Here is a 26,929-nt window from a genome sequence, read left to right on the forward strand (position 1 = left end):
AGTACCGGGCTGGTGGGTGGGGGAAGTACCGGGCTGGTGGGTGGGGGAAGTACCGGGTTGGTGGGTGGGGGAAGTACCGGGCTGGTGGGTGGGAGAAATGCGGGGCATGGGTGCCACCTCCGAAGGTCTGTCCCGGCGGGTGCCGTGGACGGTGCGTCACGGAGGAGACGGAAGGAGACCCGGCGGATGTGACATCCCGGGGCCCGCGGCCGGCGTCCTTCCCCCGGGGGCCCGTGCGGCATCCCACTCACCACGGTGATACGGCAGTGTCACCGGCGCATCACATAATGGAATGAGATGGCTCTACCCCCAGGAGGCGTTGTGCCCGGTACCCGACCCCCGCACTCCGGACTGCGCTCGCTGCGGCCGCTCGCCTTCGGCGCGGACCCGGCGGGCGACCGGCTGGCGCGTATCCACCGCTCGCCGAATTTCGCGGACGGCTCGTTCCAGAACCCGCAGGGGGCGCGCACCAGTCCTACCGGCACCCCTCTCGCCATGGCGAGGACGTACTTCCGCAAGGAGAACAGGATTCGCCGTGCCCCCCGCGGCGTGATCCCCGTGCACGACTCCACCGCCGCCGAGCTGGCCGGGCCCCCCGCCAGCGGCCTCAGGCTCACCTGGATGGGCCATTCGAGCGTCCTCGCCGAGATCGACGGCGCCCGGGTGCTCTTCGACCCGGTGTGGGGCGAGCGCTGCTCCCCGTTCGGCTTCGTGGGCCCCAAGCGGCTGCACCCGGTGCCGCTGCCGCTCGCCTCGCTCGGCCCGGTCGACGCGGTGGTGATCTCCCACGACCACTACGACCACCTCGACCTGCCCACCATCAGGGCGCTCGCCCACCGTGACACCCTCTTCGCGGTGCCCCTCGGCGTCGGCGCGCACCTGGAGCGCTGGGGCGTGCCGCCGGGCCGGCTGCGGGAGCTGGACTGGGGCGAGTCCACCGAGGCCGGGGGGCTCACCCTGACCGCCACCCCGGCCCGCCACTTCTGCGGCCGCGGCCTGCGCAGCCGACAGCACGCGCTCTGGGCGTCCTGGGCGGTGCGGGGCCCCGAGCACCGCGTCTACCACAGCGGCGACACCGGCTACTTCCGCGGTTTCGAGGCCATCGGCGCCGAGCACGGCCCGTTCGACGCCACCATGATCCAGATCGGTGCGTACAGCGAGCACTGGCCCGACATCCATATGACCCCCGAGGAGGGCGTACGCGCGCACCGCGACCTCCAGGGCGGCAGGGCCGCCGCGGGCGTGCTGCTCCCGATCCACTGGGGCACCTTCAACCTGGCGCCGCACCCCTGGGCGGAGCCGGGCGAGGGCACCCTCGCCGCGGCCAGGGCCGCGGGCGCCACCCCCGCGCTGCCGCGCCCGGGCGAGCCCTTCGAGCCCACCGGGGACCGGCTGCCGACCGCCCCCTGGTGGCGCGAGGCGGCGCTCCCGCCCGCCGGCGGCTGGCCCGAGCCAGGGCAGGGCCCCGGGCGCCCCGAGCCGCCCGCGGGGCACGACGGCTCGGGCAGCGGCCCCCGCGAGGCCCAGCCCATCGGCTGACCCGGGCCCCGGCGGGCGCGGACGCGCGCGGACATGCACGGTACGCGCCGCCCGCGCCGCCCCTCCTGGTAGTCGGGACAGGGCCGGGTCAGACGGTGGCGAGCAGCATCTCCTCGCCCTTGGGTGTACGTAGCCCGTCGGCCCGTCCGGCGAAGTACCGTTCGTTCAGGAGATCCGTCGACACATGGCGGGCCTCGCCGAACCCGGCGTCCAGGGCGAGCGCCACGATCTCCTCGGGCGTGAAGAAGCTGATGAAGGGGGTGCCGGCCGCAGCGGCGCCGCGCTCCGCGGCCTGCCGCGCGACCCGCATCCCGGGGTCGAGCATCTCCAGCGGCTCCTGGAACGTCATGGCCACCGTGGACCCCGGCGCGAGCGCGGTGAGCTGACGCAGCGTGGCCGCGTTGGCCTCCCTGGTCAGATACATGCTCACGCCGGTGGACGCCACCACGGCGGGCATCCCGGGGTCGAACCCCGAGGCCGTCAGCCGCTCCCACCACGCCCCGTCGGTCTCGAAGTCCACCGGCACGAGCCGCAGCCACCCGGGGACGCCGAGGCCGAGTTCGTCGAGCCGCCGCCGCTTCCACTCCTGCGGCCCGGGGCGGTCGACCTCGAACACCCGCAGCCCCGCCGCCGCTTCCGGCCTGCGCTGCGCGAAGGTGTCGAGCCCCGCGCCCAGCAGCACGTACTGCGTGAGGCCGTGCGCGGCCCGTTCCACCGCCAGGTCCTCGACGAAACGGGCCCGTGCGACGATGCCCGCCCGGAAGGCGCGGGTGCCGTCCGGATGCATGTCGCCGCGCTCGCGCCAGCCGGGGTCCGGGTCCGCGATGCTGAGCCCGACCTTGTCGTGGAGCACATGCGGCGGCGCGTCCACCAGGACGTGCAGGGCCCGCCAGAGGGCCACCCGTACCGCCGTGTCGTCCGGGCCCACCCGGGTGTCGCTGCCGCTCACAGCCCGCCCCCGTTCCCTCGGTGACCTGCGGCCTCGCCTCGGCGGGGCGGGGGGAGGACCGTGGTGATCCCTTCGGTGGCCATGTCGTGTCTCCTTCACGGACGACGGCTGGTCTGGATGGCGCCGCGTGCCGACGTGCCCCCGCCTCGGCGACCAGAGCCGACAGTAGACGGCCCCGTACCGGATTGGCTGGAGCGTGAACCGGCCATCCCGGGCGTGCCGCCGCCGCGAGGCGGTTCACCGGCCGCGGGGCCGCACGTCCCGGCGGCGCCACCCTATAACGAACATACATTCGACACTTCGCCCCCGCGAGTGGCGTGCGCCGACTCCGCCTCACCGCACACACCCATCCGACTACCGTGAGTCGCCGCAGGAACGACCCGTGTTAAGGACACCCATGCCCCAGCTCCGCGCACCCTCCCCAGGTGCCGAACGCCGCGAGGGCGGCAGGCACGGCAGGCCGCAAGGCCGCCTCGCGCTGCCGCTTCCCGAGGCCCACATACGCACCCAGATGCTCAGGCTCGCGGTGCTGCCCTCGCTCGCCATGGCCCTGTGCTCCTGCGCCGTCGTCCTCTTCACCGTCCGCACCACGGGCCGCCGCCCCGACCCCGCGCTCTGGGTCGTCCTCGCGGGCGCCGCCGCGCTGGTCCTCGCGGGCCTCGTCATCTCCGCCGTCGCCGCCGACCGCGTCGCCAAGACCTTCCGCGACCGGATCGTCGCCCTGCGCCGCACCGCCGTCCGCCGCGCCGACGACCTGACCGGCGTCGCCGAGGCCCTGGCCAGGGGCGAGGAGCCGCCCGCCGTACGGGGCCGCCACGGCCGCGGCGCCCCCGTCGACGAGCCCGACGACCTCGACCTGCTCGCCGACGCGCTGCGCCGCGCCCACGACACCGCGCTCGCCGCCGTGCGCCGGGCCGGCACCCCCGCCGAGCCCGTCGGGCCAGGACCTGGCGCGCCCCTGCCGCCCGCCCAGGCCATGGAGGTCTTCAATCACCTCGCGCACCGCCTCCAGGCCCTCGTGCACCGGGAGATCCTGCTCCTCGACGAGATCGAGGACGCCATCGAGGACCCCGACCTGCTCAAGAGCCTCTTCCACATCGACCACCTGGCGACCCGCACCCGCCGCCACGCCGAGAACCTGGCCGTGCTCGGCGGCGCCGTCTCCCGCCGCCAGTGGAGCAGGCCCGTACCCGTCACCGAGGTCCTGAGGTCGGCCACCGCCGAGGTCGAGCAGTACTCCAGGGTGCGGCTCGTGCCGCCCACCAACGGCACCCTGCACGGCCACGCCGTCGCCGACGTGGTGCACCTGCTCGCCGAACTCATCGAGAACGCCACCGTGTTCTCCGCGCCCCACACCCATGTGCTGCTCAAGGTCGACCCGGTCACCTCGGGACTCGCCATCGAGGTCGAGGACCGCGGACTCGGCATGCCCGCGGGCGAGCAGGAGCGGATGAACGCACTGCTCGCCGACCCCTGCCGCACCAGCGTCGGAGGGCTGCTCAAGGACGGCCGCATCGGGCTGTTCGTGGTCTCCCAACTCGCCCGCAGGCACGGCATCTCGGTGCGCCTCGGCGGCAACATCTACGGCGGCGTCCAGGCCGTCCTCGTGCTGCCCAGGGAACTGCTCGGCAGCGACGGCAGCGCGGAACACGCCGCCCACCGCGAGGCAGTGGGCGCACGGGAGCGCGGCGCCCTGCCCGGAGGCGCCCCCGCGCTCCCCGCGCTCGCCCCCGGCGCCCCGCGCGCCGACCGCTCCCCCGCACCCCCGGCGGACCACCCACGGCCCGGGCGCCCCGCACCGGACCGCCCCGCCCCCGAAGCCCCCGTACCCGACCACCCCCTGCCCGTCCCCGCGCCCCCGCCCGGCGTCCTCGCGCCCGACGGCGCGCCCCCTGCCGCCGACACCCCTGCCGCCGACACCCTTGTCGGCGACGGTCCGCCGGACAGGCCCGCGCTGCCCAGGCGGCACGCGCAGCAGCACCTCGCGCCCCAGCTCAGAAACGGGGCCTGGGGCGGCGCCGAAGACGGCGCGGGGGGTGCGGGCGGCGACGGTGACGGGCACGTCGGCCACGACCCAGGACTGATGGCCGCCTTCCAGCGCGGCGTCACCCTCGCCGAACTCGCCGCCCCGCACCCCGAGGAGCCCGCCGAGGACGACCCGCCCCCCGACCACGACCGCGGCGCCGACCACGACCCCCGCTCCGCCCCCCGGCCCGACCACGGGCCGGACCGCACCGACCCGCAGACCGCCCCGCACGACACGCCCGAGGACGCCGCCCATGACGCCCGCTGACCCCCGCGGGGGCCGGGCCGACCCCCACCACCGCACGACCGCGCGGGGCCCCCGCGCCCCGCGGCCCTTCATGACCAAGGAGTCGATCGACCATGGCGAGCAACGCGCCGACCGGCGGGGCCACCGACCTCAACTGGCTGATGAGCGGCCTGGTGCGGCGCGTGCCGCACACCCGCAGCGCGGTGCTCCTCTCCAGCGACGGCCTCGTCAAGTCCCTCCACGGCCTCGACGAGGACACCGCGGACCACATGGCCGCACTCGCCTCCGGGCTCTACGCGCTCGGCCGCAGCGCGGGGGCCCGCTTCGGCGACGGCGGTGAGGTGCGGCAGGTCGTCGTGGAACTCGACTCCTCGCTGCTCTTCGTCTCCACCGCGGGCTCCGGCACCTGCCTCGCCGTGCTCGCGGGCCGCGAGGCGGACGCCGCCGTCCTCGGCTACGAGATGGCGATGCTGGTCAAGAGCGTACGGCCGTTCCTGGTGACCGCCCCGAGGCGGCCCGCGGCGCTGAGGCGCTGACGATGCCCACCACCCAGGACGGGCCCTGGCTCGACGACGCCGCGGGGCGCCTGGTCCGCCCCTTCGCCGTCAGCAACGGCAGGACCAGGACCAACGCCGCCCTCGACCTGCTCTCCCAGGTCAGGGTCACCGGCGCCACCCCCCTCGGCTACCTCGGCCCCGAGCACGACAGGGCGCTCGCGCTCTGCGGCGCCCCCGTCTCCGTCGCCGAGGTCGCGGGCCATCTGGGACTGCCCGCCGCCGTCGCCAAGGTGGTGCTCGGCGACCTCCTCGACTGCGGCGCCCTCACCACCCAGGCCCCCGCCGTGGACCACCCCTCAACCGACTTGTCGCTGCTGGAGGCAGTGCTCGATGGACTTCGACGACAGCTCTGACTCCTTCCCCACCGCGCTCAAGATCCTCGTCGCGGGCGGCTTCGGGGCGGGCAAGACGACCTTTGTCGGCGCCGTCAGCGAGATCGCGCCGCTCAGCACCGAGGAACTGCTCACCACGGTCAGCGAGGGCACCGACAGCCTCGACGGCGTCGAGCAGAAGGCCGAGACCACCGTCGCCATGGACTTCGGCCGCATCACCCTCGACTCCGACCACGTCCTGTACCTCTTCGGCACCCCGGGGCAGGAGCGCTTCTGGTTCCTCTGGGACGAGCTGTCCAGGGGCGCGCTCGGCGCAGTCGTCCTCGCCGACACCCGCAGGCTCGCCGACTGCTTCCCCGCCGTCGACTTCTTCGAGCAGCGCGGCATGGGCTTCATCCTCGCCGTCAACGAGTTCGACGGCGCCCACCGCTACCCCCCTGAGGAGGTGCGCGCCGCCATCGACCTCGACCCCCGGGTCCCCGTCGTGCCCGTCGACGCGCGCATCTCAAGCTCCGCCATCCAGACCCTGGTCACCCTCGTACGCCATCTGCTGGCGCACGCGCCCGAGGCCGCCCCGAGCCATGGAGCCCACACATGAGTTTCGACCTCCCAGGACGCCTGCTGCTCACCCCCGTCGACAAGGACGCGCCCGCCCGCGTCAGGAGGCTGCGCGGCCTCGGCATCGGCGGGCGCCCCGAGCCCGCCTTCGACGCCTACGCGCACCACCTCGCCGGGCTCCTCGGCGCCCCGTACGCGATGGTCACCTTCGTCGCCGAGGACGACCAGTACTTCGCGGGCCTGCACACCCCGATGGAGACCCGACCCGGCGCCCACGGCGGCCTCGACCGCCGCCTCTGCAGGGACCACGGCTACTGCCCGCACGTCGTCGTGCGCCGCACCGCCCTCGTCCTCGACGACGTCACCGACTTCCCCCGCTTCGCGGGCAACCCCCTCGTCGACCTCATCGGGATGCGCTCCTACCTCGGCGCACCCCTCATCGACCACACCGGCATGGCCCTCGGCGCGCTCTGCGCCCTCGACGTCGGGCCGCGCCGCTGGGGGCCCGCGGGGCTCGCCACCGTCAAGACCCTCGCCGCGGAACTCGCCGAGCGCGTCAACCGCCTGGAGCACGGGGCGCCCTGAACCGGCCGCGGGCGCCCGCCGTGGGCGGTCGGCGGCTCTGTCGGGGGCGCTGTCAGTGGTGCCCGCTACGGTTTCTGCCATGCCGGATGCCGACGACGTACGCCGTACCGCCCTCGCCCTGCCCGAGACGGCGGAGAAGACCGCGTGGAGCATGCCCACGTTCCGGGTCGCGGGCAAGATGTTCGCGACCCTGCCGGAGGACGAGACCTCGATGGCCGTGCGCTGCCCCCGCGAGGAGCGGGACGAGTTGGTGCTCGCGGAGCCCGGCAAGTTCTGGATAGCGGGCCACGAGGCGGCCTTCGCCTGGATCAGGGTCCGCCTCTCCGCCCTCGACGGCACGGCAGAGCTGCGTGACATCCTCGCCGACTCCTGGCGCCAGGCCGCCCCGCCCCGGCTCGTCGAGGCCCACCCGGGCCTCGGGGTGGTCACGGGCGACCGGTAAAGGGGCGGCGGGGGCCGCGCGCCCCGTGGCATGATCCACGCGGTGCGGCACGACGGCGGGCGGAGGGGCATGATGAGGACGGCCGGGCGGCCGGGGCGGGGGCGCCCGCGGGGCAAGGACGTGCTGGGCGGGGGTTCTGGCCGCCTCTGGTCGCGGAACTTCACCTCGTTCTTCACCGCGCGCGCCGTCGCCAAGCTCGGTGAGACGATGCTCCCGGTGGCCCTCGCCGCGGGACTGCTCCAGTACGGGTACGGGGCCGGGGCCGTGGGCCTAGCGACGGCGTCCTCGGTGGCCTGCTTCGCGGGGCTCGTCATCTTCGGCGGTGTGCTCGCGGACCGCTTCAGCCCCCGCAAGCTGATGATCGGCGCCGATCTGACGCGCCTGGTCAGCCAGTTGACGGCCGCCGCGCTCTTCTTCACCGACCATGTGGCGCTCTGGCAGATGTGCGTCATCGGCGCGGTCAACGGCGCCGCGTCCGCCATCTTCCAGCCGGGCGTCGCCAGCACCGTGCCCCGTATCGCCGCCGACGTCCAGGCCGCCAACGGCGCGATACGCGTCGCCGAGTCCTGCGCCCAGCTCGCCGGGCCCGCCCTCGCGGGCGCCCTGGTCGGCTTCGCCTCGCCGGGGGCCGTCTTCGCCGCCCACGCGGGCACCTACGCGCTCAGCGCCCTCGGCCTGCTGCTGGTACGGCTGCCGCCCGAGCGCGCCCCGGGCGCGCCCACCGCGCGCTTCCGCACCGATCTGGCGGTCGGCTGGCGGGAGTTCCGCTCCCGCACCTGGCTGTGGGGCGTCATCGCCATCTGGTGCCTGCTGATGCTCGGCGCCTCAGGACCCCTCGTACCGCTCGTCGCCACCCAGGTCATCACCGGCCACGGCGCGGGCTCGTACGGCCTCGTGAACTCGGCGCTCGGCGCGGGCACCGTCGTCGGGGGCCTGCTGGCGCTCTCCCTGCGCCCCCGCAGGATGCTGCGCGCCGGGGCGAGCGCGCTGTTCCTGTTCGCCGTCTTCCCCGCGGTCGTCGGCGGCGGCTTCGGGGTGCCGGTGATGGTGGCGGGCGCGGCCGTCGCCGGGATAGGCAACGCCTTCTGGGGCGTGATGTGGGCGACCACGGTCCAGACCCAGGTCCCCTCCGACGTCCTCAACCGCATCCACGCCTACGACGTCGCGGGCTCCCTCGCCATGGTGCCGGTCGGCCAGGCCCTGGCGGGCCCCGCCGCCGGGGTGTTCGGGACCGACCGCGTCCTGCTGTCGGGCGCCGTCGTCACCCTCATCGTGGCCGCGACCCTGCTCTGCGTCCCCGCGATACGCAACCTGGTACGGGCCGACCCGCCCGTGTCCGCCGCGGGCGGCCCCGCACCCGCCGCCCCCCGTGGCACCGGTCGCCCCGACGCCGGCCTGGCCCCGCACGAGCCGCACTGAGCGGGCCGCCGCCGCGCGGCCGCGGACGCGGCCAGCTCAGCCGCCGGACGGCGGCAGGCCGAGGAAGCCGCCGATCCGCTCGCGCAGCGCCGCGCGGTCGAGGCCGTGTGCGGCCAGGTGCTCGTCGAGCTGCCCGTACCTGCGCAGTTCCGGCCTGGCCACGCCCAGCCCGAGCACCCGGTGCGGGACGTCGGAGAGCGCGTCGTTGACCGCAGCCGTCGAGGTGCCCGCGAGATACGGCTCCACCAGCACCACGTCGGGCGTCGCGGAGCGCACCGCGGCCCGCAGCGCCCCGGCGTCCAGCGGCCGTACGGTCGTGGCGTAGCGCACCGCCACGTCGAGGCCCTCGGTGGCGTCGAGCACCGCGTCCAGCATCGGCCCGACCGCGACGACGACACCGCGCCGCCCCTCGCGCACCGCAAGCAGCCTGGCCCCGTCCACCGGCAGGCCCGTGGCGTTGGACTGGAGGGAGAGCCGTACGTAGACCCGGTCGTCGCCCGCCGCGACCGCGTGCCGCAGCAGGGTCTCGGCCTCGTCGGGGTGGCCGGGCACATGGATCGTCCAGCCGTCCAGGGTGCTCATCAGGGCCACGTCCCCTGGCGACATGTGGGTGAAGCCGCCCGCGGGCCAGTCGAAGGAGGCGGCGGCGCTCACCAGGACGCCGCCGAGGCCCTGGTGCCCGAAGTCGAGCTTCACCTGCTCGAAGGGCCGCTCCACGAGGAAGCTGGCGAAGGTGTGCAGGACGGGGCGCATTCCGGTGAGCGCGAGCCCCGCGCCGGTGCCGACGAGCAACTGCTCCCGGATGCCGACGTTGAGCACACGGTCGGGGTGGGTGCGCAGGGCGTCGGTGAAGCCGTCCTTGCCGATCTCGGCGAGCACGACCGCGACCCTGGGGTCCTCGTCGAGCAGCCGGCTCAGCACGGGCGCGAGGCGGTCACGCATGGTGTCCATGGTGGTCATTCCCTTTCGGAACGTCGTGGTGGGGGAGGGGCGTGTGCGGTGCGGGCTCAGCCGTCCTTCGGCTCGACCCCGGCCACCACCGCGAGCGGACGCCCCCGGTGCTCCGCGGTGAACGCCTCGTACAGCGCGTCGTGGTCGCGGCCGTCCACGGTGAGCGTGGCCCAGCCGCCCGCCGCGAAGCGCTGTGCGATGCCGCCGTCGCGGCGGTGGCTGGACGAGGAGTTGTCGACCACCACGGCGCCGAGCCCGTCGAGGCCCGCGGGCCCCGCGAACGCGATGGCCTCGTGGTTGCTGCCCTCGTCGAGCTCCGCGTCCCCGATGAGCGCCCACACCCGGGCCCCCGACCCCTGGGCCCGCAGCCCGAGCGCGGCGCCCACCGCGATCGGCAGGCCGTGCCCGAGCGACCCGCTGGAGATCTCCGCGCCGGGCACCAGCGTCCTGTCCGGGTGGTGCCCGAGCGGAGAGTCGTACGAGCCGAACCCCGCGAGCCATTCCACCGGGACGAACCCCTTCGCCGCGAGCACCGCGTAGTACGCCATGGGCCCGTGCCCCTTGGAGAGCAGGAACCTGTCACGCTCCGTGTCGTCGACCGTGTCGGGGGTGATCCGCAGCACCCGGTCGTAGAGCACCCACAGCACGTCAAGGGTCGAGGTCGCCGCGGGCCCGTGCTTCTCGTCGCCCGTCATCATCCCCATGAGCCGCGGCAGGTCCTCGTACCCGTACTGCCGCCTGTCCACCGTCGTCTTCGCCGTCGTAGCCGTCATACGACAAGCGTGATACCTCAACCACGCTTGAGGTCAAGCGGCGCCCGCGGCACCCGCCCCCGCGCAGGTCCCGCCCCCGTCCCCGCACCGGTCCCGCTCCGGCCGAAAAAGGTGTGCGCGACCACCGATCGGAGTGCGGTATTGTTTTCTTGCGCGTTCACCCGGGGGAAACCCCAGGTCATCGGGCATCGGGACGTGGCGCAGCTTGGTAGCGCACTTGACTGGGGGTCAAGGGGTCGCAGGTTCAAATCCTGTCGTCCCGACGGTGAAGTACAAGGTCAGAGGGGTCCTTCGGGGCCCCTCTTGATCGTTCCCAGGGGCGCCGTCTCACAAAATCTCACGAACGCTGTTGATCAAGGTCAGCCGAGCAGTTCGGCCAGCTTCTCCGAACCCGCCTTCAACGACTGCGGGTCGGGGTGCACGTAGGTCCGCTTCGTGAACCCGAGGTCCGAGTGACCGGCCCACGCGGAGACCACCGTGTCCGGCACCCCGTTGTTCGCCATCCACGACAGGCAGGCGTGCCGCGCGTCGTACAGCCGCACCTTCCGTACGCCCGTGGTGGCCATCAGCTTGTGCGCCTCACGCCGGAGCTTGTCCGTCTTCCACGGCCGCCCGAGGTCGTCCACGAGCACATAGCCGCTGTCCTCGTACGCCTCCCCGGCGGCCAGCTTCTCCGCCGCCTGAGCGGCGCGGAACGCCTTCAGCGCCCGCAGGACCGGCTTCGGCAGGGGCAGTGTGCGCTTCCCGGCCTCGGTCTTCGCGCCCTTCTCCACCACCTTGTTCCGCTGGCCACGCTCGGCCGTGCGGTCGTAGACGATCGTCCGCGTGTTGGTGCCGACGGCGATCGTCCCGACCGTCAGGTCCACGTCCGGGCTCCAGCGGGCGCCGCACACTTCCGCCGGACGCTCCGCGATCAGGGCGAGCAGCATGGGGGCGTAGGACCGGTGTCCCTGAATGCCCTCCAGGAACCGCTTCACCTCTTCCTCGTTCCACGGCTTGTGCGTGGCCGCGTTCTTCTGCGCCTTCTCCTTGGCCTGCTTCGAGATCGTCACGTGCTCCGCCACGTTGCGAACCACCAGGCCGCGCCGCACCGCGAGGTTCAGCGCCGAGCGCAGGCGTCCAAGGGTGAGGCGCACCGAGCGGATGCCGAGGCCCGTTCCAGGCTTGCCGCCGCGCTGGCGCCCCTCCGAGACCATCCAGTCGATGAACGCTTCCACGTCCTCTTCGCTCAACTCCTGGACGGGCTTGTGCCCGAGGTACTTCCGCACGGGCCGTAGGGCGTTGTCGTAGTTGCTGGCCGTGGCCTCTTCCACGTCGCGCGTGGCCGACTTCAGCCACAGGTCCAGCAGGGCGCTGACGGTCATCTTCGCGGGGGCCACGTACGTGCCCGCGCTGCGCTGGTGGCGGATGCGGGCCAGCTCGTCCTTCACCGCCGTCTTGGTGTCCTTCGTGATGGTGAGCTGCTTCCGCTTCATCTTCGGCTCGCCGGTGGCCGGGTCGGTGATCACTTCGCCGGTGGCCTTGTCCGTCTGCGGCTCGTAACCGATGTCGATCACGGCGCGGTACCTGATCTGTCCTCTTCGGTTGGGCGGCAGCTTCTTGATCGGGTCGGGCATGGTCAGTCCTCCAGGTCTTCGATGTGGCCGCAGTCGTTGCAGGTGCGCGGGCCGGGGCCGGTGATCTTGCGACTGTCGTAGCTGTGGCCGTACGCCGCGCACGGGTCGGCCGGTGGGGGGTTGGACGAGAGCAGGGCCGTCGGGTGGATGCCGAAGACGGCTGCGAGGGCTTCCAGGTCGTCCACGGTGATCCGGCGCCCGCCGCTCTCCAGGCGTGCCACCCCGGACTGCGCAAGCGGATAGTCCGCTTCGGTGAGCCGACGGGACAGGTCGTCGGTCGTCCACTGGCGTCGTTCTCGCAGGTCACGCACGGTGCGTGCGACCTGCTTCGTCAGTTCGCCCCAGGGGCGTGTGGTTTTGGGCATAGCAGCAAGGTAGCACTGATGCGAACTTCGCATCAAGGCGATGCGCCTTCCGCATCTAGAGCGTTTACACGCCCAATGTTGCACCGTGAGGTTTTGCCATCTCGTTACGCTCGACTAAAGGCCCTGATCAAGGGAGCTGCCAAGCTGCCAAGCTCCCCGTTACCCGGCTCGTATCTACAGTATGCGCAGTTCAAGCAGGGTGAGAGCACCCCTCCGGGAGTGAGACTCTTGAGACACAGAGAGAAATTCCCGCACTCATTTAGAGGGGGAGAGACAATTGCGGACCTCTAGCGACACGCAGGCCGCGCCGACCCTGGCGGAGATCAAGACCTGGCCCGCCACGCACAGCGCCGTGCAGTGCGCGCAGGCGCTCGGGGTGTCCCGAGCGCAGCTCTACCGGCTCGTGAGCAGCGGCCGGTGCCCCGTCCGCTACCTGACCGTGGGGACGGGCCGGAAGGTCTTCGTGACCGCCTCCCTGGTCCGCCTGCTGGAGACCGGCAACCCGGACCCCACCCCGCCCGCTGCGGCCCTCCAGGCGGCCTGACGTGGCCGCCCTGGAGTCCCGCCTCTACCTGACCGCCGACGGCGGCGGGCGGGTGGAGACGGCGACTCACCCCGAGACCGGTGAACGCCGCTGGGCGTGCTCGTCCTGCGAGGCGACCGGCCAGGGCGAAGACAACGGCCGCACCCACGCGGCCGGATGCACCACCACCACCAGCGGCTACCTGCCGCTCGATCACTGGAGCTGAACATGAACTACGCGACTGACACTGACGGCCGGATCGTGGCGGCCCCCGCGCAGGAAGGCCCCCTGGCCAACATCACCCGCGAGGAGCGGTACGAGCTGATCGACGCCGAGTGGCAGTACGACCTGGCCAACGCCGCCGGTGACCACGAGGTCTCGGGGGCGCCGGAGCGCGGCGACCACATCGGCAAGCAGTACCGCACCGTGGGCGGGAACATCGTCACCACGGCGCGCACCGCCGAAGGGGAGGTTTCGTACTACCACTGCGCCGGGTGCGGGAAGCGCGACGAACTGGGCTACGGCTGGGATGACGTGGCCCGCGAGCGCGCCGAGGCCCACGCGGCGAAGTGCCGGGCGGTGTGACGTGTCCTGGACGCCGGTGGACGGCTCCGTGAGCGGCCCGAAGCAGCCCGAGAGCCCGGACGGCTACAGCACCCGCATGGGTGGCCGTGTGAGCGTCCAGGGCGGCCGGTGGGCCTGCTCCGGCTGCGGCCGGTCGGAGGCCGCCGACGACCCGCACCACGCCGCGCAGCACCACGGCCGGGAGTGCCTGGCCGTCTCCTTCAACGCACCTGGAGGTGCAGCATGACGAAGCAGCAGACCGCCCCGCAGCAGACCGAGTTCCGCGCCGTCCACACGGACGCTCGGGTCACCGTCACCGAGGACGAGAAGGGGCCGCGCTGGGACTGCTCGGGGTGCGGCCACGGGCGGCGCGAGGACGGCGCCCTGGAGGTGGCGCAGGACCACGCGGAGCACTGCGCGGTGCTGCCGCTGCCCTGACCCCGGAAACGCCGGAACGGCGCCGCTTCCACGAGGCGCCGTTCCGACTGACGAAGTAGCCCACCGACTCGCTGAAGTCCGGTATCTACTGCCCCCAGGATACCGGCTCTCCCTCACGGTGGATTTCCCTCTCGCCCGGCATGGCGAGGTCCAACAGACCTCATTCTGGGAGGGATCGAAATGAAGATCGTCAGCAGCGCGGGCATGGGCCGTGAATGGCGTGCGTCGAAGACGGACGAGGAGTACGGCGCGGAGATCATCCGCGATTCCGAGAACGACTTCGAGGCGGTGGCGCGGGAGACCGGCCAGCCCGTCAATGAACTCCGCGCGACCATCGCGGTGCGCGCCACAACGGACGGAGGGTTCCGTGATGAGTAAGCAAGAAGAGGCGGCCGGGGACAAGCCGTATTCACCCGACCGCCTTACCCACCTGGAGGAGGTGCGCCCCTCCACGGTAACGCCTGACGACCCCTGGGCGGCCTTCTGGCAGCACTTCCTGGAGTTGTGGGAGGCGTGGACCCCTGCGGACCTGAAGGGCCGCCAGAAGGGCGCGTAGCACTTCCCCTTGGGCCCCTGCCGACTTCCGTCGGTGGGGGCCTTCGGCATTCTCAGGCTTTGCGTAGCGCTCACTGGGCCCCGTAAAGCTCCATCATCTTCTATGTCAGCGAGTCGCGTTCGCTGCCGACTTTCTTCGGGCACCGCGCTGACCTGCGGAAACCGTGAGCCGGCATCGTGGTCCTGTAGCAGCATTAGAGCAGGAATTCCGGGGGTGTTGATCGTCTCGGGGGATCAAATAGCAGGCGCTCATGAAGAATTGTGAACACCAGCGAACGCCCCACTCGGGAAGCAGGAGCTATGACCACCAACGAAATCCCCGCCACGCAGGAGTGGCTGAACCCGAAGCAGGTTGCCGAACTGCTGGGCGTCTCCTACTCCACGCTCTCGTACTGGCGGATCACCGACTACGGCCCCGTTTACACGCGGATGCGTCCTTCCCGGCGCAGCCCGGTGCGTTACCGCCGCAGTGACGTAGAGGCGTGGATGAAGTCCAACGCCACCGTCCCGGCGTCCGCCTGAGCAAGAGGAAAGGCGGCACCGGGGGCCCAAGCCCGATACCGCCTCAATGATCCCCATCGGCCGAAGCCGCAATCCAGTTCCAACAACCCGCTGATACCAGGATACCCGGCCTGGAGCGCAGCGGAGAATGCGAGCCGAAGGCCATGAAGTACCACAAGGGCGGTGGCGCTCAGGGCCCCGAAAAGGGGCCGGAGGCACCGGAGTCCGCCAACACCGTCAACGGCGCCCAGACGGCCGCTGGTGACTTCCTGGGGTACAGCGCCAAGAAGCCGTACCTGCGGGGCATGGACAAGTACCGCGCGGCCCGGTGGCTGGCGGTAGTTCCCGTCTTCCCCGGCGGCGGCGTCCCGTCGGCGTTCTCCGGCCGGGGCGCGAAGTTGCCCGGCGAATCCACTTACCAGGAGTGGGGCCAGAACAACGGGAGCAGCAACCTCGGGCTGATCCTGCCGGACACCTTGATCGGTATCGACGTGGACGCCTACGGGGACAAGACCGGGGGTGCCACACTCGCAGAGTGGGAGGCCGAACTCGGGCCGCTGCCGGACACGTTCATCAGCACCGCGCGCCGCCCCGAGGACATGGTGAGCGGCATCCGCATCTTCCGTATCCCGGCGGGTCAGCGGTGGATCGCAGACTTCGGCCACGGCTCCGGGATCGAGGTCATCCAGCAGACCCACCGGCGTGTAAACGCGTGGCCTTCGGTCAACTCGAAGATCTCGCGTCAGTACCGCTGGTACGGCCTGGACGGCGCCCTTCTGGACGACGGTGTGGTGCCCGGCCCGGAAGACTTCCCCGCGCTGCCGGAAGCCTGGGTGGCTGCCCTGCTGCACACCGGGGAGAGCCGGACCAGCGGTACGGAGCACACCAGCCACACCGGCGCCGGGATGTCCCTCTCCGAGCTGCGTAAGCTCCCGGTGGACGACCCGTTCCGCAGCTCGAACGACTGGCTGGCGAAGGTGGCGGGCCACCACGCGGCGGACGCATGGGGGCGCACCCCGCGCCACACCTGGACGTGGTACCTGGACCAGCTCCAGGCGGACAACGGCCTATCAGCCAAGCCCCACCCGCAGGACCGGCTGATGCCCACGGCGCGGTCCATCTGGGACACCGAAGCAGCCAAGCACCCCGAGTCCGAGGCCGACGAGCTGGAAGCCCTCACGCAGAAGCGCGTGATGAGCCTGCGCGCCGATCAGGACGCCCGCCGCCTGCTCCGCCGGGAGCAGGAGCAGGAGACCGCCGTGGAGTCCCTGGCGGACGCCTGGCAGGCCATCCTGGACGGAGACGAGGGTGACAAGCCGACGGTGGGCGAACTGGCCGACGATGACGGCGGGTTGTTCTACGAGGGCAAGATCAACGGTGTCTTCGGGGACGGCGGGACTGGCAAGTCCGTGGCTATGGCCGAGATCCAGGCGCGCACCTTGGACACGGGCGGGATCGTCGTCCACTGGGAGTTCGACAACAACTCACAGCGGGACATCCTGCGCCGCCTGCACAACGCCGGGGCCGACGTGGGCCAGGCCGTCAAGGAAGGCCGGTTCGTCGTCCTGCGGGCCGCTCACGAGCTGGAGGACGTGGCGCCGGAGATCGTCAAGGGTGCGGCTCTGGTGACGCTGGACGCGCTCACCCCGGCGGTCTCCGCTCTCGGCCTGGACGTGAACCACCCGCAGGGTACGGACACGGCTCTCGCGGCGTTCTTGAAGCCCTTCACCGTGCATGGCGCGGCCGGGGTCTTCATTGACCACGTGGGGCACGAGAACAAGGAGCGGCAGGCGGGTTCCATCCGCAAGTCGCAGGCCGTCCAGGGCGCCCTGTACGAGATCAAGAGCCGTCAGGTTCCGGCGGCCGGGCAGGACGGCCTGGCGGAACTGATCTTGCGCAAGGACAACGGCCCCGCCTCGCGACAGAAGGACCGCACGGCCGCGTTCGTGAACTACCGGTCCTTGCCCGGGATGCGCATCGCGGTGACGTTCTCGCGGGACCAGGACGCGGAGATCGTTCACCAGTTGGGCGAGACCGAGTGGAACAAGCGCGTCGCCACCGCCGAGGGCCGGAAGGAGTACGTGAAGGAGCTGATCGTCAAGGCTCTGGAGGAGAGCGGCGCGTCCAACGCGAACGAGGTTCACCAGTGGCTCCAGGACGCCGGGTTCAAGGGCAAGATCAGCTTGAACGCGGTCAAGGTCGCCATCGGTGCGCTGATCAAGGACGGCGCGATCGGCAAGGACACCAGCGCCTCGGGTTCGACGGCCACCGGCGGGCGGCCCACGGACCGCTACCGGCTGCTGATGCCCCCCAAGAACCCGTCCGGTCCGGTTCAGCCCGAGCTGGACGGGTGAGGGGGTTCAGAAACCTCCCTCGCAGGTCAGAGGGGTTTTCGGGGGGTAAGAGGCCCGAACCCCTTCAGAAACCCTCCAGAAACCGCCCCCTTCAGAAACCCCATAACAGCAGGTCAGAGGGGTTTTCGGAGGGTTTAGAAACCGGGTTTTCGGAGGGGCTGGGGGCCTTAGAAGAAGGCCCCCCTCCAGAAACCTCCCGATCAAGATCAACAACGACACGGAAGAGGCAAGATCATGAGCAACGAGTCAGGGGCGACGGTGGGGCGGTTCGGCGTCATCGACCAGGACGCCCCCACGGTGACCGAAGAGCAGATGCGGGCTCAGAAGATCCGGGAGGAGGAGGAAGCCGCGCGCGGCGTGAACAACCGCGCCGAGTTCTTCGTCCGCGCCTCCGAGTACGCGAGCGGACTGGACCGGAAGTTCTTCGAGTCCCACCCGAACGCCTCGGAGTATTACCGGAAGGCCGTGGACGGCGAGTTCGGCCGTGGCGACTATGAGCCGAGCGCCCGCGTCCGCGTGCGGCAGCTCAGCCCCGGGGTTCGTGCGCGTCTCCCTCTCGGGGGCGTCAACGTCACCGATCCGGCCCTGATGGAGCCCGCCGCCCGGGGTGAGTTCACGGAGCTGACGCCCGAGCAGGCAACCGCTCTGGGGCTCGACCCCGCCGCCTGACCGGGCGTGTAAACGCCCCCTGACGATCCCCTCCGGCGGCCGAATGTGAGACGGCTGTGAGATATCGGCCCCTTACGCACCCACCGTAAGTGCCTGACCTGCGGCTTTGGCGCCAGGCGCACTTGATTCCGTATCACGGACTCCCTGTTCGAGCCCGAGAGGGGCAAGATCATGAACCTGTTCGAGGCAGACGACCGCCGGACCCCGGCGGAGCGCGCCGCCGCCCACGACCGCGAGTTCTTCGCCCGGCACCCCGGCGCCGACGAGTACCGGCGCCCCACCGTCCGGGGTGAGTTCGGGCCCGGCCTCTACTTCGACGGGGGCCGCACCCATGTGACGCTGCTCGCGCCCGGTGCGACGTACCGCGTGGGCCAGTTCACCGCCTTCGAGGACCCCGACGCCGTGGCGGTCGCCCGCACCCCGCAGTGGCGCCCCTGGGTGGCCCCTGGCGGCGCTGTGCCGCCCGCAGTGGCCGCCGCTGACGCCGAGCACCGGACCCCCGAAGCCCAAGCCGTCCTGGCCGTCCTGGAGGCCGAGGACACCACCCGCAGCGAGCAGGACGGAGAGGCAGCATGAGCAACGACGTACGCATGGGGTCCGGCGACGCGGCCACGTACGCAGGGGGTGACGACGGCTCGGGGCTGTGCACGGCCCGTACCCGGTCCGGGAAGCGCTGCCGGGGCCGGGCGGTCACGGGCACCACGGTGTGCCGGATGCACGGCGGGTCCGCCCCGCAGGTGCTCGCCGCTGTGCAGCGCCGCCGCGCTGACGGGGAGCGCCGGGCCGCCCTCGCGGAGTGGGGCGCCACCTTCGGGGAGATCGGCCCGGCCGAGGACCCCGCCGTGGTGATGGCCCGGCTGATCCGGCAGGCGGCGGGTCACGTCTCGTGGCTGCTGGAGCGGGTGCAGGAGACGGAGGCGGACGCCCTGGTGTGGGGCCTCTCGAACGAAGTGCACCGGGAGGGTGGGGAGTTCCCCGGTGTGGACACCACGTACGCCGCCGAGGTGAACGGCTGGGTGCGGCTGTACGGGGAGGAGCGGGACCGCCTGGTCCGCATGATCGCGGTCGCCGCGAAGATGGGCGTGGACGAGCGCCTGGTGCACCTCGCGGAGATCCAGACCTCCATGATGATGGCGATCCTGGACCGGGCGCTGGACGCCTTCGGTCTGGACGCCACCAAGCCGGAGACGGCCGCCGTGATGGGCCGGGTGGTCCGGGAGGTCATGGCGGAGCGTCAGCAGCTCGCGCAGCCCTCCGCGTAGCCCCGCTGGGGACCTCCGGTCGTTCACCGGCCGGGGGTCTCCGCAGGTCGGGCCGGCTGCCATGCTGCCAACCTACCGCGGTACACGTTTCCGCAGGTCAGAGCGTATCTACAGATGCCGTACACCCTGCGCACTCGGTACACTCGGAGGCATGGAAGACACCCCTCGCATGGGTCTCCGAGACCTCCGCGCCGACCTCGGGCGCCGCGTCGATGCCGCCCACTACCGGGGCGAGCCGACCGTGATCACCAAGAACGACGAGCCGCGCGCCGTGCTCGTGTCGTTCGAGTGGTTCGAGGCCGCCACCCGAGCCGAGTAACGCAAGCGGCCCGCCCAGTGCGCCAACACCGGGACGGGCCCGCCGACCACCAGACATCACCTGGAGTTCGACATGTTCAACGCTACCGTCCGCACCTCCGCCCCCGAGGCCCCGAAGACCGACCGGGCCCACCGGCTCCGCGACCTCCAGACGGTCGCCGCCGCCCTGGAGGACACCCCGGATTCCCGGCGCTACCGGGCCCTGCTGGCGGCCCTGGACGAGCCGGACGGGAGCACCCGGTGAACGCGCTCCAGACCGGCGCCGCAGCGGGCGCCGCCGTCCTGGCCGTGGCGCTCGTCTGGGGACTCGTGCGGGGCTTCCGGGCCCTGCCGTACCCGGCCCCGGCACTGGCCGCCGCGATCTGCACCGCGTACTCCGGTGACACCGCCTGGAGGTTCGCAGGTGACCACCTCGGGATGGCGGACACCACCGAGCGCGCGGCCCTCTTCGCCGCCGGTGAAGTCGCGCTGCTGGCGCTCGCGCTGACGGCCCGGCACACGATGCTCGCCACCGGGTCGGCGGGCGTACCCGGCGTACTCGTCTGGGTCGTCACCGGGGTACAGCTCGTACCCGCCTTCGCGGAGGGCGGCACCATCGGCGGTCTCGTGCGCGGCTTCTTCGGCCCCGTGCTGGCCGCGCTGCTGTGGCACCTGGCCCTCGGGCTGGAGATCCGCCGGGAGCGCCCTGACGCGGCCTCCAGCGGCCTGCTGGCCGTCGTGGGCCGGGAGGTGCGGGAACGCGCCCTGTCGCGCCTCGGGCTGGCCGTACGGGGCCGGGACGCGGCGCAGCTCACCCGCGACCGGGCAACCGCGACCGCCGTGCGCCTGGCCTCCCGGCGCTGGCGCGGCCCGTGGGCGAATCGCCGCCTGGCCGCCGCCGTGGCGCGCTCGGGGGTGGCCACCGACTCCGGGCAGCGGGCCGTGCTGCTGGCCGAACTCACCGCCCGCCGCACCGCCGGGGCCCTGGCGTCCGTGCCCGTCTCGGCACCCTGGGACGTACCCGCCGTACCCGGCACCCCGAGCACACCCGAGTACGGCGCACCCGAGGCCGTACCCGCTGTACCCGGCACGCGCCCCGACCCGCTCACCGCTCGGGTACGGCGCGAGTACGCCGACGGGTACCCCTCGGTGCGGGAGCTGAAGGCCCGGTACTCGATCGGGCAGGCCCGCGCGCAGCGCATCCGGGAGGGCCTGGCGATGGCAGGCTGACCGCCCGGACCACACAGAAGCCGCAGCCCGTGTGAGCTGCGGCTTCTGCCGTGTAAACGCCCAGCCGGCACGCTGCCACCAGACCACGCTGCCGCCCCGTATCTAGACCTCGGGCGCACCTAGAATTGAGCTACGCCCGGCACGGCGAGATCCACCCCACCACAGGACGGATCTCCCACCATGCCGGGCAACACTTTTGACGCCGGGTCCATCGAATCCCGTCTCGTCCTTGACCGCTCCGACTTCACGCAGGGCCTCCGCGAAGCCCGCACCGAGGGCGAGAGGTTCGAGAGCCGGACCTTCAAGGCGAAGGTCGCCCTGGACCGTACCGAGTTCACGCGCGACCTCGCGGGCCTCCGCACGCAGCTCGCCACCCTGCGGGACGTACGGCTGAACGTCGGTGTCTCCGGGTCCTCGGGCCAGATCCAGCAGATCCGCCAGCAGATGAGCAGCCTCCGGGGCGCAGACCTCGGAGTGCGTGTAAACGGCGTCACCGAGGCGTCCGCCCAACTGCGCACCCTGCGTCAGCAGGTGAACGCCCTGGACGGCCGCACGATCAACATCAACGCGAACTTCGACGGGGCCGCCGCCCTCGCGCAGATCGCTGCCCTGCGCGCCGCCCTGGCGGGCCTGGACGGGCAGACCACCCGCACCCGCACCAACCTGAACGCGCTCCAGGGCTCGGGCGACCTCGCGGGCAAGGCGATGGGCGCCCTGATGGCTTCGGCCGTCCTCGCGGCCCCGGCGCTGATCCCGCTGTCCGCCGCCGCGCTGAACGTGGCCGGGTCGTTCGCCGCCATGACCACCACCGTGGGCGTGGGGCTCGGTCTCTTCACGGCCGCCACCGTCGGGGCGGTCAAGCAAGTGACCAACCTGGACAAGGAAGTTGAGAAGGCCAAGACGAACCTTGCCCAGCAGCGCGAGGTGCTGGGGCGCCTCACGCCCGGTACGGACGCCTACGCCCAGCAGCTCAAGAAGTGTGAGGACGCCCAGCAGGCCCTGAACAAGGCGCAGGCCGCCTACACCCCGCAGCAGCGGGCCTTCTCCACGGCGATGGACGGCATGAAGAAGGCGTGGCAGGGCTTCGTGGACTCCACGTCGTCCACCACGCTGCCGATCGCCTCCACGTTCGTCCGCACCGTCTCCAGCGCGCTGCCCAAGGCCGTGCCCGCCGTCAAGGCGATGGCGCCCGAGGTGAAGGCCATCGCGGACGACGTGCAGCGCTGGGTGAAGGGCGGCGGCCTGGACCGCTTCTTCCAGAACGTGATCAAGTTCGGCGTCCCGGCCTTCCGGGATCTGCGGCTGGCCGCGAAGGACGTGTTCTCGGTCCTGGGGAGCGGCTTCCGGGCGTTCCTGCCGCAGTCGGTGAGCCTCGCGGCCTCGCTGCGCCAGGGGGCGGCCTCGCTGCGCGCGTGGGCCGACGGCGGGGGCTTCCAGCGCTTCCTGGCCTACGTACGGCAGAACGCCCCCCAGGTCCGCGAGTTCTTCCACACGCTCGGGGCCGCGCTGAAGAACGTCTTCGACGCGATGAAGGGGCTCGGCCCGCTCGGGCTGGGCTTCGTCACACTGCTGCTGAAGATCGTGGCGGCCCTGCCGGTGCCGGTGCTCCAGGGGATGATCCTCGCCTGGACGGCCTGGAAGTTCGCCATCCTCGGGGTGGCGCTCGCGGCCCGCGCGATGCTGATCTTCAACGCGGTGCGGACCGCGATCCTCGGTGTCCGGTCGGCCATGTTCCTGCTGTCGATCGCCTTCGGCATGTCCCCGATCGGCTGGCTCGTGATCGGCATCGGCCTGCTCGTGGCCGCTGTGGTCCTGATCGGCCTGAAGATGGGGTGGCTCCAGAAGGCTTGGAAGGCCGCGTGGGAGGGGATCAAGTTCGCCGCCGTGTGGGTCTGGGAGAACGCCCTGAAGCCCGCGTGGAACGGCATCAAGACGGGGCTCGATGCCATCGGCAAGGCGGCCATGTGGCTGTGGACGAACGGCATCCGGCCCGCCTTCAACTTCATCTCCGTGGCGGCCCGGCTGCTCGTGGTCATCCTCGGGACGGTCCTCTTCACGCCGCTCTACCTCGCGTTCAAGCTGCTCCGCACCGTGGCGATGGCGCTGTGGAACAACGGCCTGAAGCAGGTCTTCGGCTGGATCGTCCAGGGCGCGAAGCTCTGGTGGGCCGGGGTCAAGATCTACTTCAACTTCCTGATCTCAATCATCAAGACCCTGGCCGGGTGGGGGAAGTGGCTCTGGACGAACGCCTTCAAGCCGGTCTTCGGCTGGATCGTCGCCGGGGCGAAGCTCTGGTGGAACGGCGTCAAGATCTACTTCCGCTTCATCTGGGAAGGGCTCCAGACCGTCGGCAAGTGGGGCAAGTGGCTCTGGAACAACGCCCTGAAGCCCGCCTGGGACAAGATCAAGGACGGCACGAGCTGGCTCTACACGAAGGGGATCAAGCCGCCCATCAACCTGATCGTCGGGATCTTCAAGACCCTGGGCGGCTGGGCGAAGTGGCTGTGGCAGAAGGCGATCAGCCCGTTCTGGGACAAGATCAAGGACGGCACGTCCAAGCTGAAGGACGGCATGATCAAGGTCTTCGACAAGATGAAGGACGGGATCGGCAAGGTCTGGACCGCCATCAAGAAGATCGCCGCCGTCCCGATCAACTTCGTTATTGACACCGTGTACAACGGCGGGATCGTCAAGGTCTGGAACAAGATCGCGGGCGCGGTCGGCCTGGACAAGATGAAGCTCGGGACCGTCAACAAGATCAAGTATGACCGTGGTGGTCGTGTAAACGGCGGCGGCGGTCTCTCCGGCCTGGACTCCGTCGCGATCCAGGCGAACCCCAACGAGCACATCTGGACCGCCGACGAGGTCAAGAACTTCGGCGGCCACGGCGCGATGGCGGCCTTCCGCGCGGGCTTCTCCGGCAACGGGAAGGCGCGCGTGGCCCCCGGCGCCGGGACGATGGACTTCGCCCGTGGGAGCGGCCAGAAGTACATCTGGGGCGGCGGCGTCATCGACTGGACCAAGGACAAGCTCGGGGACGCGGCGGGCGGCCTGAAGGACGCCTGGGACGCCACCGGCGGCAAGGTCGTCAGCAAGGCGTGGGACGCCATCAAGGACGTGACCCGAGGCGCGATCGGCACCGTGGCGAACCCCATCCTGAAGGGCATCCGCTCCGGGGTGGCGAAGGGCGTCGGCGGGGTCATCCCCGGCAAGCCCGCGTGGGAAGACCTCGCGATCGGCACGGCCACGAAGCCGATCAACATGATCCTGGACTGGATCGCGAAGGACGACGCCACGCACTCCGTCGGCGGCGCGAACGTCGGCAAGGCGCTCGACTGGGCGAAGAGCCAGGAAGGCAAGCCGTACATCTGGGGCGGCGTCGGCCCGAAGGGCTACGACTGCTCGGGCTTCATGTCCGCGATTCAGAACGTGATCGACGGCAAGAGCCCGTACACCCGCCGGTGGGCGACCGGCGCCTTCCCGCCCGGCGCGAAGGGCTGGAAGCGCAACGAGAAGGACCCGTTCATGGTCGGCATCACCAACGCGGGCGTCGGCCACACGGCCGGAACCCTCGGGGGTGTAAACGTCGAATCGCGCGGCGGCAAGGGCGTCATCGTCGGCTCGGGGGCGCGCGGCGCCGGGTCCTCCCTCTTCACCTCCCAGTGGGGCTACACGCCGTCGAAGGGCGGCAGCGGCTCCGGCCGGTGGGCCGAGACCGTTACGGCCGTCCTGCGCGAGCTGGGGATGTACTCCACCGGCAACCTGAGCAACGTCCTGAAGGCGATCCAGAAGGAGAGCGGCGGCAACCCGAACGCCGTCAACAACTGGGACTCCAACGCGAAGGCGGGCAACCCATCGAAGGGCCTGCTCCAGGTCATCCGGACGACCTTCAACGCCTACGCGGGCAAGTACAAGAGCAAGGGCCAGCTTGACCCGTACGCCAACATCTACGCGGCCGTGCGGTACGCCAAGGCGGCGTACGGCGCCGGGTGGTCCGCGCGCATGGCCCGGCCGGGCGGCTACAAGCTCGGTGGCGTGACGATGCCGGGCCTGCACATGGTCGGCGAGGCCGGGCCCGAGCTGATCGCGACCTCCGGCAACGACCGGGTGTTCACCGCCTCGGAGACGCAGCAGATGCTTCGCCGGGCGGGCGGCGCCGGTGGCGGCGTGCTGACGGGCTCCCTGGAGCTGAGCGGGCCGGTCACCCTCACCGTGGACGGCGAGCAGTTTGACGCCCACCTGGAGGGCCAGGCGCGCGCCACGGTGGCCACGATGGTCCGGGAGGCAGAAGGGAGCCGCTGACGGTCCGACGAGAACGCGCGGGGCCCGCTCCAGGGGTGGAAGCGGGCCCCGCGCTCATGCTCATGCGGCTACGACAGCGGCAGGTCCACGATCATCACGGCGTACACCGGGGAGTCGGGGAACGGCTGGTCCTCCCCGACCTTCCGGTACCCCCACGACTCGTACAGGGCCTCCACCTTCGGGTGCGTCACGTCCACCAGCAGCGCCGCCAGGTCATCGTCCCGAGCGTCCATCAGGGCCCGGTGCAGCCGCTCCGCCGTTCCGGTCTTCCGCCACTGCTCGCGCACCATCAGCTCCGAGAAGTGGAACGTGCGGGCCTTCTCCGGCGCCGGGTCCAGGTGCTCCCGCCACCACTCCCGGCCCTCCGCGCCGGGGGCACCGTAGGCGAAGCCCACCACCTCGTCCCCCTCGCGGGCGATCACGCACGAGAAGCCGGGGTTCCCGCCCCAGTGATCCACGAACCAGGGGAACTTCTGCCGGAACTCGTCGTCGGCCATGCGGTCGGCGTGCACGTCCGCGTGTACGTCGATCAACGTCTGCCGGATCTCCGACAGGTCGTCGTGGCCGTAGTGGCGCAGCTCCAGGGCTGGGGTCATCGGGCCTGGCTCCATTCTGATCGGTAACGGTCTTCCCACTCTCGCGCAGTCGTGGAGTCCGGCGCCAGAGTGATCAAGTCGCGGAGGAAGTCCCCGAGGTAGGACCGCATCCGGCCCGGCAGCGGGTCACCGGCCATGAGCGCGAACACCCGGTCCGCCGTGCCGCACGCCTGGTCCACGTCGCGCTGGTGGAGCTGAGCTGTGGCGAGCTGGAGGGTGGCCAGGGCACGGTTCCGGCGGAACTGCTGCGGGATGGCGGCCAGGGCGCGGTGGGAGGCCGCCTCCGCGCCCGCTGCGTCCCCGATCTCGTCCCGCACGATGGCGGTGATGGCCAGCAGTTCCGCAGACCCGTAGAAGGCCACCCAGGACGGCCGGGGCTCGTCCGCGCCCGCCTTCGCCAGAGCGTCTTCCGCGTGCCCCAGCGACCGCAGGGCGCCCCGGCGGTCCCCGACGCTGGAGTGCCCCACCGCCGTGCGCGCGTGCGCCAGGGAGGCGAACAGCGGATCTCGGCGCGTGATGGCGGTCGCCTGCGCGGCCTGGCCCGCGTCCACGGCTTGCGAGAACTCCCCGCGATGGAGCGCGAGCATGGCGTGCGAGTTCCACACGCGCAGCTCCGCCACCGGGTCCTTCGCCATGCCCGCCAGGTACAGCGCGCGGTTCAGGTGGGTCAGCGCGCGGTCGCTCTGGCGGGCGTCCACGGCCGACCAGGCGGCCGACGCGGTGTAGTTCGCGGCGACGCTGAAAAGGCGCTGCCGGATGCGCTGGGAGGCCGCACGCTTCTGGAGGTCCAGGGCTTCGGTGGCGCCCGCCAGGGCGGCCCGCTCCAGGGCCTCATGGCCACCCCTGGAGGCGTCCAGGGCCGTCAGGGCGTCCAGGCCACTGCGCAGCCGGATCACGTCCGTGGTGCCCACTGCGTGCGGCCGGGCAGTGACCAGCGGCACGGCGGCGGCGGTCGCGCCGGTGGCAGCGGTGAGGAAGTTCCTGCGGTCCACAGGGTCCTCCTTCCTGGTTGTGCTTCTTCGGCCTGCTGGGGGTCGGAACCCGAGTTCCCCGGCACTACGGCCGAATACTGCCTCCAGGGCCTCGCGCTGCCGGGGGTGGGGCCAGCGGGTCTTTCCGGTCAGCCAGTGCCGCACCGTCCGGTCACTGACCGTGCCGTCCCTGCCGACGGACCGGAGGTAGTCGTTCACCGCCTCCGCCAACTCGGTCTGGGTCAGCCCTGCTTCCGTGAGCGCATCCGCCAGGTGCCTGTTCGCCTCCACGGTTTCAAGGTAGCGAGG

General features: G+C 71.7%; 31 protein-coding genes and 1 tRNA gene. 25 read left to right on the forward strand and 7 right to left on the reverse strand.

All coding sequences use genetic code 11. The features are described 5' to 3' along the window. Positions 1-321 precede the first annotated feature (321 nt). A complete protein-coding gene (locus ACIBIW_RS26660) occupies positions 322-1,539 on the forward strand; it encodes an MBL fold metallo-hydrolase (protein WP_399339580.1) in 1,218 nt (405 codons plus the stop codon). 88 nt (positions 1,540-1,627) lie between these two features. Here the strand turns inward: ACIBIW_RS26660 and ACIBIW_RS26665 are convergent, their stop codons facing one another. Next, positions 1,628-2,488: a class I SAM-dependent methyltransferase gene (locus ACIBIW_RS26665; protein WP_399339581.1), complete on the reverse strand. Its 861-nt coding sequence runs from the start codon at positions 2,486-2,488 to the stop codon at positions 1,628-1,630. A gap of 397 nt (positions 2,489-2,885) precedes the next feature. Between ACIBIW_RS26665 and ACIBIW_RS26670 the strand changes: the two genes are divergently transcribed. From ACIBIW_RS26670 to ACIBIW_RS26700, 7 genes are all read left to right on the forward strand, one after another. Then, positions 2,886-4,781, forward strand: a complete 1,896-nt coding sequence (locus tag ACIBIW_RS26670) for an ATP-binding protein (protein WP_399339582.1) — start codon at positions 2,886-2,888, stop codon at positions 4,779-4,781. 92 nt (positions 4,782-4,873) lie between these two features. Beyond that, complete coding sequence (locus tag ACIBIW_RS26675) at positions 4,874-5,296, forward strand: roadblock/LC7 domain-containing protein (RefSeq protein WP_399339583.1); 423 nt, start codon at positions 4,874-4,876, stop codon at positions 5,294-5,296. A gap of 2 nt (positions 5,297-5,298) precedes the next feature. After that, a complete protein-coding gene (locus ACIBIW_RS26680) occupies positions 5,299-5,670 on the forward strand; it encodes a DUF742 domain-containing protein (protein ID WP_399339584.1) in 372 nt (123 codons plus the stop codon). Next, positions 5,648-6,247 (forward strand): GTP-binding protein, encoded by a 600-nt coding sequence (locus ACIBIW_RS26685; RefSeq protein ID WP_399339585.1) that lies wholly within the window; start codon positions 5,648-5,650, stop codon positions 6,245-6,247. Before ACIBIW_RS26680 ends, ACIBIW_RS26685 begins: the two co-directional genes overlap by 23 nt. Next, positions 6,244-6,792, forward strand: coding sequence for a GAF domain-containing protein (locus ACIBIW_RS26690; protein WP_399339586.1), 549 nt, complete (start codon positions 6,244-6,246; stop codon positions 6,790-6,792). The genes ACIBIW_RS26685 and ACIBIW_RS26690 overlap by 4 nt, the downstream gene beginning before the upstream one ends. Positions 6,793-6,871: 79 nt before the next feature. Continuing rightward, the gene (locus tag ACIBIW_RS26695) at positions 6,872-7,234 is read left to right on the forward strand and encodes an MmcQ/YjbR family DNA-binding protein (RefSeq protein WP_399339587.1); all 363 of its coding nucleotides are present in this window, start codon (positions 6,872-6,874) and stop codon (positions 7,232-7,234) included. A gap of 69 nt (positions 7,235-7,303) precedes the next feature. After that, positions 7,304-8,653 (forward strand): MFS transporter, encoded by a 1,350-nt coding sequence (locus ACIBIW_RS26700; RefSeq protein WP_399339588.1) that lies wholly within the window; start codon positions 7,304-7,306, stop codon positions 8,651-8,653. A 36-nt stretch (positions 8,654-8,689) separates the two neighbouring features. Here ACIBIW_RS26700 and ACIBIW_RS26705 read toward each other — a convergent pair whose 3' ends face one another. Continuing rightward, positions 8,690-9,604: a transketolase family protein gene (locus tag ACIBIW_RS26705; protein ID WP_399339589.1), complete on the reverse strand. Its 915-nt coding sequence runs from the start codon at positions 9,602-9,604 to the stop codon at positions 8,690-8,692. 56 nt (positions 9,605-9,660) lie between these two features. Continuing rightward, on the reverse strand, positions 9,661-10,377 hold the full coding sequence (locus ACIBIW_RS26710; RefSeq protein WP_399339590.1) for a transketolase: 717 nt from the start codon (positions 10,375-10,377) through the stop codon (positions 9,661-9,663). 189 nt (positions 10,378-10,566) lie between these two features. On the opposite strand from ACIBIW_RS26710, the gene ACIBIW_RS26715 reads away from it, so the two are divergent. Continuing rightward, positions 10,567-10,640: transfer RNA gene (locus ACIBIW_RS26715), tRNA-Pro, on the forward strand. Positions 10,641-10,736: 96 nt separating this feature from the next. On the opposite strand, the gene ACIBIW_RS26720 is transcribed toward ACIBIW_RS26715, so the two are convergent. Both ACIBIW_RS26720 and ACIBIW_RS26725 read right to left on the reverse strand, forming a co-directional pair. Next, positions 10,737-11,993, reverse strand: coding sequence for a tyrosine-type recombinase/integrase (locus ACIBIW_RS26720; RefSeq protein ID WP_399339591.1), 1,257 nt, complete (start codon positions 11,991-11,993; stop codon positions 10,737-10,739). Positions 11,994-11,995: 2 nt separating this feature from the next. Then, entirely contained in the window at positions 11,996-12,358 is a 363-nt protein-coding gene (locus ACIBIW_RS26725; protein ID WP_399339592.1) for a helix-turn-helix domain-containing protein, read from the reverse strand. A 277-nt stretch (positions 12,359-12,635) separates the two neighbouring features. Here ACIBIW_RS26725 and ACIBIW_RS26730 point away from each other — a divergent pair, with 277 nt between their 5' ends. The 16 genes from ACIBIW_RS26730 to ACIBIW_RS26805 all read left to right on the forward strand — a co-directional run bounded on the left by ACIBIW_RS26730 (position 12,636) and on the right by ACIBIW_RS26805 (position 25,053). Beyond that, entirely contained in the window at positions 12,636-12,902 is a 267-nt protein-coding gene (locus ACIBIW_RS26730) for a helix-turn-helix transcriptional regulator (protein ID WP_399339593.1), read from the forward strand. Between the two features lies 1 nt (position 12,903). Then, positions 12,904-13,107, forward strand: a complete 204-nt coding sequence (locus ACIBIW_RS26735; RefSeq protein ID WP_399339595.1) for a hypothetical protein — start codon at positions 12,904-12,906, stop codon at positions 13,105-13,107. Between the two features lie 2 nt (positions 13,108-13,109). Continuing rightward, a complete protein-coding gene (locus ACIBIW_RS26740; protein WP_399339596.1) occupies positions 13,110-13,466 on the forward strand; it encodes a hypothetical protein in 357 nt (118 codons plus the stop codon). A gap of 28 nt (positions 13,467-13,494) precedes the next feature. Then, positions 13,495-13,692 (forward strand): hypothetical protein, encoded by a 198-nt coding sequence (locus ACIBIW_RS26745; protein ID WP_399339597.1) that lies wholly within the window; start codon positions 13,495-13,497, stop codon positions 13,690-13,692. Continuing rightward, positions 13,689-13,883, forward strand: a complete 195-nt coding sequence (locus ACIBIW_RS26750; protein ID WP_114014993.1) for a hypothetical protein — start codon at positions 13,689-13,691, stop codon at positions 13,881-13,883. The genes ACIBIW_RS26745 and ACIBIW_RS26750 overlap by 4 nt, the downstream gene beginning before the upstream one ends. 180 nt (positions 13,884-14,063) lie before the next feature. Then, positions 14,064-14,261, forward strand: a complete 198-nt coding sequence (locus ACIBIW_RS26755) for a hypothetical protein (protein ID WP_399339598.1) — start codon at positions 14,064-14,066, stop codon at positions 14,259-14,261. After that, positions 14,254-14,439 carry a hypothetical protein gene (locus tag ACIBIW_RS26760; protein ID WP_399339599.1) on the forward strand — a complete coding sequence of 62 codons (186 nt, stop codon included), beginning with the start codon at positions 14,254-14,256 and terminating at the stop codon, positions 14,437-14,439. Before ACIBIW_RS26755 ends, ACIBIW_RS26760 begins: the two co-directional genes overlap by 8 nt. Before the next feature lie 299 nt (positions 14,440-14,738). Next, positions 14,739-14,960 (forward strand): helix-turn-helix transcriptional regulator, encoded by a 222-nt coding sequence (locus ACIBIW_RS26765; protein WP_399339600.1) that lies wholly within the window; start codon positions 14,739-14,741, stop codon positions 14,958-14,960. 143 nt (positions 14,961-15,103) lie between these two features. Further along, the gene (locus ACIBIW_RS26770) at positions 15,104-17,293 is read left to right on the forward strand and encodes a bifunctional DNA primase/polymerase (RefSeq protein ID WP_399339601.1); all 2,190 of its coding nucleotides are present in this window, start codon (positions 15,104-15,106) and stop codon (positions 17,291-17,293) included. Positions 17,294-17,527: 234 nt separating this feature from the next. Beyond that, positions 17,528-17,962: a hypothetical protein gene (locus tag ACIBIW_RS26775; protein ID WP_399339603.1), complete on the forward strand. Its 435-nt coding sequence runs from the start codon at positions 17,528-17,530 to the stop codon at positions 17,960-17,962. Positions 17,963-18,133: 171 nt separating this feature from the next. Next, positions 18,134-18,538, forward strand: a complete 405-nt coding sequence (locus ACIBIW_RS26780; RefSeq protein WP_399339604.1) for a hypothetical protein — start codon at positions 18,134-18,136, stop codon at positions 18,536-18,538. Next, entirely contained in the window at positions 18,535-19,224 is a 690-nt protein-coding gene (locus tag ACIBIW_RS26785) for an HGGxSTG domain-containing protein (RefSeq protein ID WP_399339605.1), read from the forward strand. Before ACIBIW_RS26780 ends, ACIBIW_RS26785 begins: the two co-directional genes overlap by 4 nt. Positions 19,225-19,375: 151 nt before the next feature. Further along, positions 19,376-19,543 (forward strand): type II toxin-antitoxin system Phd/YefM family antitoxin, encoded by a 168-nt coding sequence (locus ACIBIW_RS26790; protein ID WP_399339606.1) that lies wholly within the window; start codon positions 19,376-19,378, stop codon positions 19,541-19,543. 72 nt (positions 19,544-19,615) lie between these two features. Next, on the forward strand, positions 19,616-19,786 hold the full coding sequence (locus ACIBIW_RS26795) for a hypothetical protein (protein WP_399339608.1): 171 nt from the start codon (positions 19,616-19,618) through the stop codon (positions 19,784-19,786). Then, on the forward strand, positions 19,783-20,751 hold the full coding sequence (locus ACIBIW_RS26800; RefSeq protein ID WP_399339609.1) for a hypothetical protein: 969 nt from the start codon (positions 19,783-19,785) through the stop codon (positions 20,749-20,751). Before ACIBIW_RS26795 ends, ACIBIW_RS26800 begins: the two co-directional genes overlap by 4 nt. Positions 20,752-20,931: 180 nt before the next feature. Continuing rightward, positions 20,932-25,053: a transglycosylase SLT domain-containing protein gene (locus ACIBIW_RS26805; RefSeq protein ID WP_399339610.1), complete on the forward strand. Its 4,122-nt coding sequence runs from the start codon at positions 20,932-20,934 to the stop codon at positions 25,051-25,053. A 68-nt stretch (positions 25,054-25,121) separates the two neighbouring features. Here ACIBIW_RS26805 and ACIBIW_RS26810 read toward each other — a convergent pair whose 3' ends face one another. Both ACIBIW_RS26810 and ACIBIW_RS26815 read right to left on the reverse strand, forming a co-directional pair. Beyond that, a complete protein-coding gene (locus ACIBIW_RS26810; protein WP_399339612.1) occupies positions 25,122-25,649 on the reverse strand; it encodes a GNAT family N-acetyltransferase in 528 nt (175 codons plus the stop codon). Further along, positions 25,646-26,911 carry an XRE family transcriptional regulator gene (locus ACIBIW_RS26815; protein WP_399339613.1) on the reverse strand — a complete coding sequence of 422 codons (1,266 nt, stop codon included), beginning with the start codon at positions 26,909-26,911 and terminating at the stop codon, positions 25,646-25,648. Before ACIBIW_RS26815 ends, ACIBIW_RS26810 begins: the two co-directional genes overlap by 4 nt. Between the last annotated feature and the right edge of the window lie 18 nt (positions 26,912-26,929).

The sequence above is a fragment of the Streptomyces sp. NPDC050560 genome (assembly GCF_044457285.1).
Lineage (GTDB): Bacteria > Actinomycetota > Actinomycetes > Streptomycetales > Streptomycetaceae > Streptomyces.

Excerpts from the sequence above, each read along its gene's own strand:
- ACIBIW_RS26670 (WP_399339582.1), top strand. The coding sequence starts at position 2,886 with ATGCCCCAGCTCCGCGCACCCTCCCCAGGTGCCGAACGCCGCGAGGGC.
- ACIBIW_RS26675 (WP_399339583.1), top strand. The coding sequence starts at position 4,874 with ATGGCGAGCAACGCGCCGACCGGCGGGGCCACCGACCTCAACTGGCTG.
- ACIBIW_RS26680 (WP_399339584.1), top strand. The coding sequence starts at position 5,299 with ATGCCCACCACCCAGGACGGGCCCTGGCTCGACGACGCCGCGGGGCGC.
- ACIBIW_RS26685 (WP_399339585.1), top strand. The coding sequence starts at position 5,648 with ATGGACTTCGACGACAGCTCTGACTCCTTCCCCACCGCGCTCAAGATC.
- ACIBIW_RS26690 (WP_399339586.1), top strand. The coding sequence starts at position 6,244 with ATGAGTTTCGACCTCCCAGGACGCCTGCTGCTCACCCCCGTCGACAAG.
- ACIBIW_RS26695 (WP_399339587.1), top strand. The coding sequence starts at position 6,872 with ATGCCGGATGCCGACGACGTACGCCGTACCGCCCTCGCCCTGCCCGAG.
- ACIBIW_RS26700 (WP_399339588.1), top strand. The coding sequence starts at position 7,304 with ATGATGAGGACGGCCGGGCGGCCGGGGCGGGGGCGCCCGCGGGGCAAG.
- ACIBIW_RS26705 (WP_399339589.1), bottom strand. The coding sequence starts at position 9,604 with ATGGACACCATGCGTGACCGCCTCGCGCCCGTGCTGAGCCGGCTGCTC.
- ACIBIW_RS26710 (WP_399339590.1), bottom strand. The coding sequence starts at position 10,377 with ATGACGGCTACGACGGCGAAGACGACGGTGGACAGGCGGCAGTACGGG.
- ACIBIW_RS26720 (WP_399339591.1), bottom strand. The coding sequence starts at position 11,993 with ATGCCCGACCCGATCAAGAAGCTGCCGCCCAACCGAAGAGGACAGATC.
- ACIBIW_RS26725 (WP_399339592.1), bottom strand. The coding sequence starts at position 12,358 with ATGCCCAAAACCACACGCCCCTGGGGCGAACTGACGAAGCAGGTCGCA.
- ACIBIW_RS26740 (WP_399339596.1), top strand. The coding sequence starts at position 13,110 with ATGAACTACGCGACTGACACTGACGGCCGGATCGTGGCGGCCCCCGCG.
- ACIBIW_RS26750 (WP_114014993.1), top strand. The coding sequence starts at position 13,689 with ATGACGAAGCAGCAGACCGCCCCGCAGCAGACCGAGTTCCGCGCCGTC.
- ACIBIW_RS26755 (WP_399339598.1), top strand. The coding sequence starts at position 14,064 with ATGAAGATCGTCAGCAGCGCGGGCATGGGCCGTGAATGGCGTGCGTCG.
- ACIBIW_RS26760 (WP_399339599.1), top strand. The coding sequence starts at position 14,254 with ATGAGTAAGCAAGAAGAGGCGGCCGGGGACAAGCCGTATTCACCCGAC.
- ACIBIW_RS26765 (WP_399339600.1), top strand. The coding sequence starts at position 14,739 with ATGACCACCAACGAAATCCCCGCCACGCAGGAGTGGCTGAACCCGAAG.
- ACIBIW_RS26770 (WP_399339601.1), top strand. The coding sequence starts at position 15,104 with ATGAAGTACCACAAGGGCGGTGGCGCTCAGGGCCCCGAAAAGGGGCCG.
- ACIBIW_RS26775 (WP_399339603.1), top strand. The coding sequence starts at position 17,528 with ATGAGCAACGAGTCAGGGGCGACGGTGGGGCGGTTCGGCGTCATCGAC.
- ACIBIW_RS26780 (WP_399339604.1), top strand. The coding sequence starts at position 18,134 with ATGAACCTGTTCGAGGCAGACGACCGCCGGACCCCGGCGGAGCGCGCC.
- ACIBIW_RS26785 (WP_399339605.1), top strand. The coding sequence starts at position 18,535 with ATGAGCAACGACGTACGCATGGGGTCCGGCGACGCGGCCACGTACGCA.
- ACIBIW_RS26790 (WP_399339606.1), top strand. The coding sequence starts at position 19,376 with ATGGAAGACACCCCTCGCATGGGTCTCCGAGACCTCCGCGCCGACCTC.
- ACIBIW_RS26795 (WP_399339608.1), top strand. The coding sequence starts at position 19,616 with ATGTTCAACGCTACCGTCCGCACCTCCGCCCCCGAGGCCCCGAAGACC.
- ACIBIW_RS26805 (WP_399339610.1), top strand. The coding sequence starts at position 20,932 with ATGCCGGGCAACACTTTTGACGCCGGGTCCATCGAATCCCGTCTCGTC.
- ACIBIW_RS26810 (WP_399339612.1), bottom strand. The coding sequence starts at position 25,649 with ATGACCCCAGCCCTGGAGCTGCGCCACTACGGCCACGACGACCTGTCG.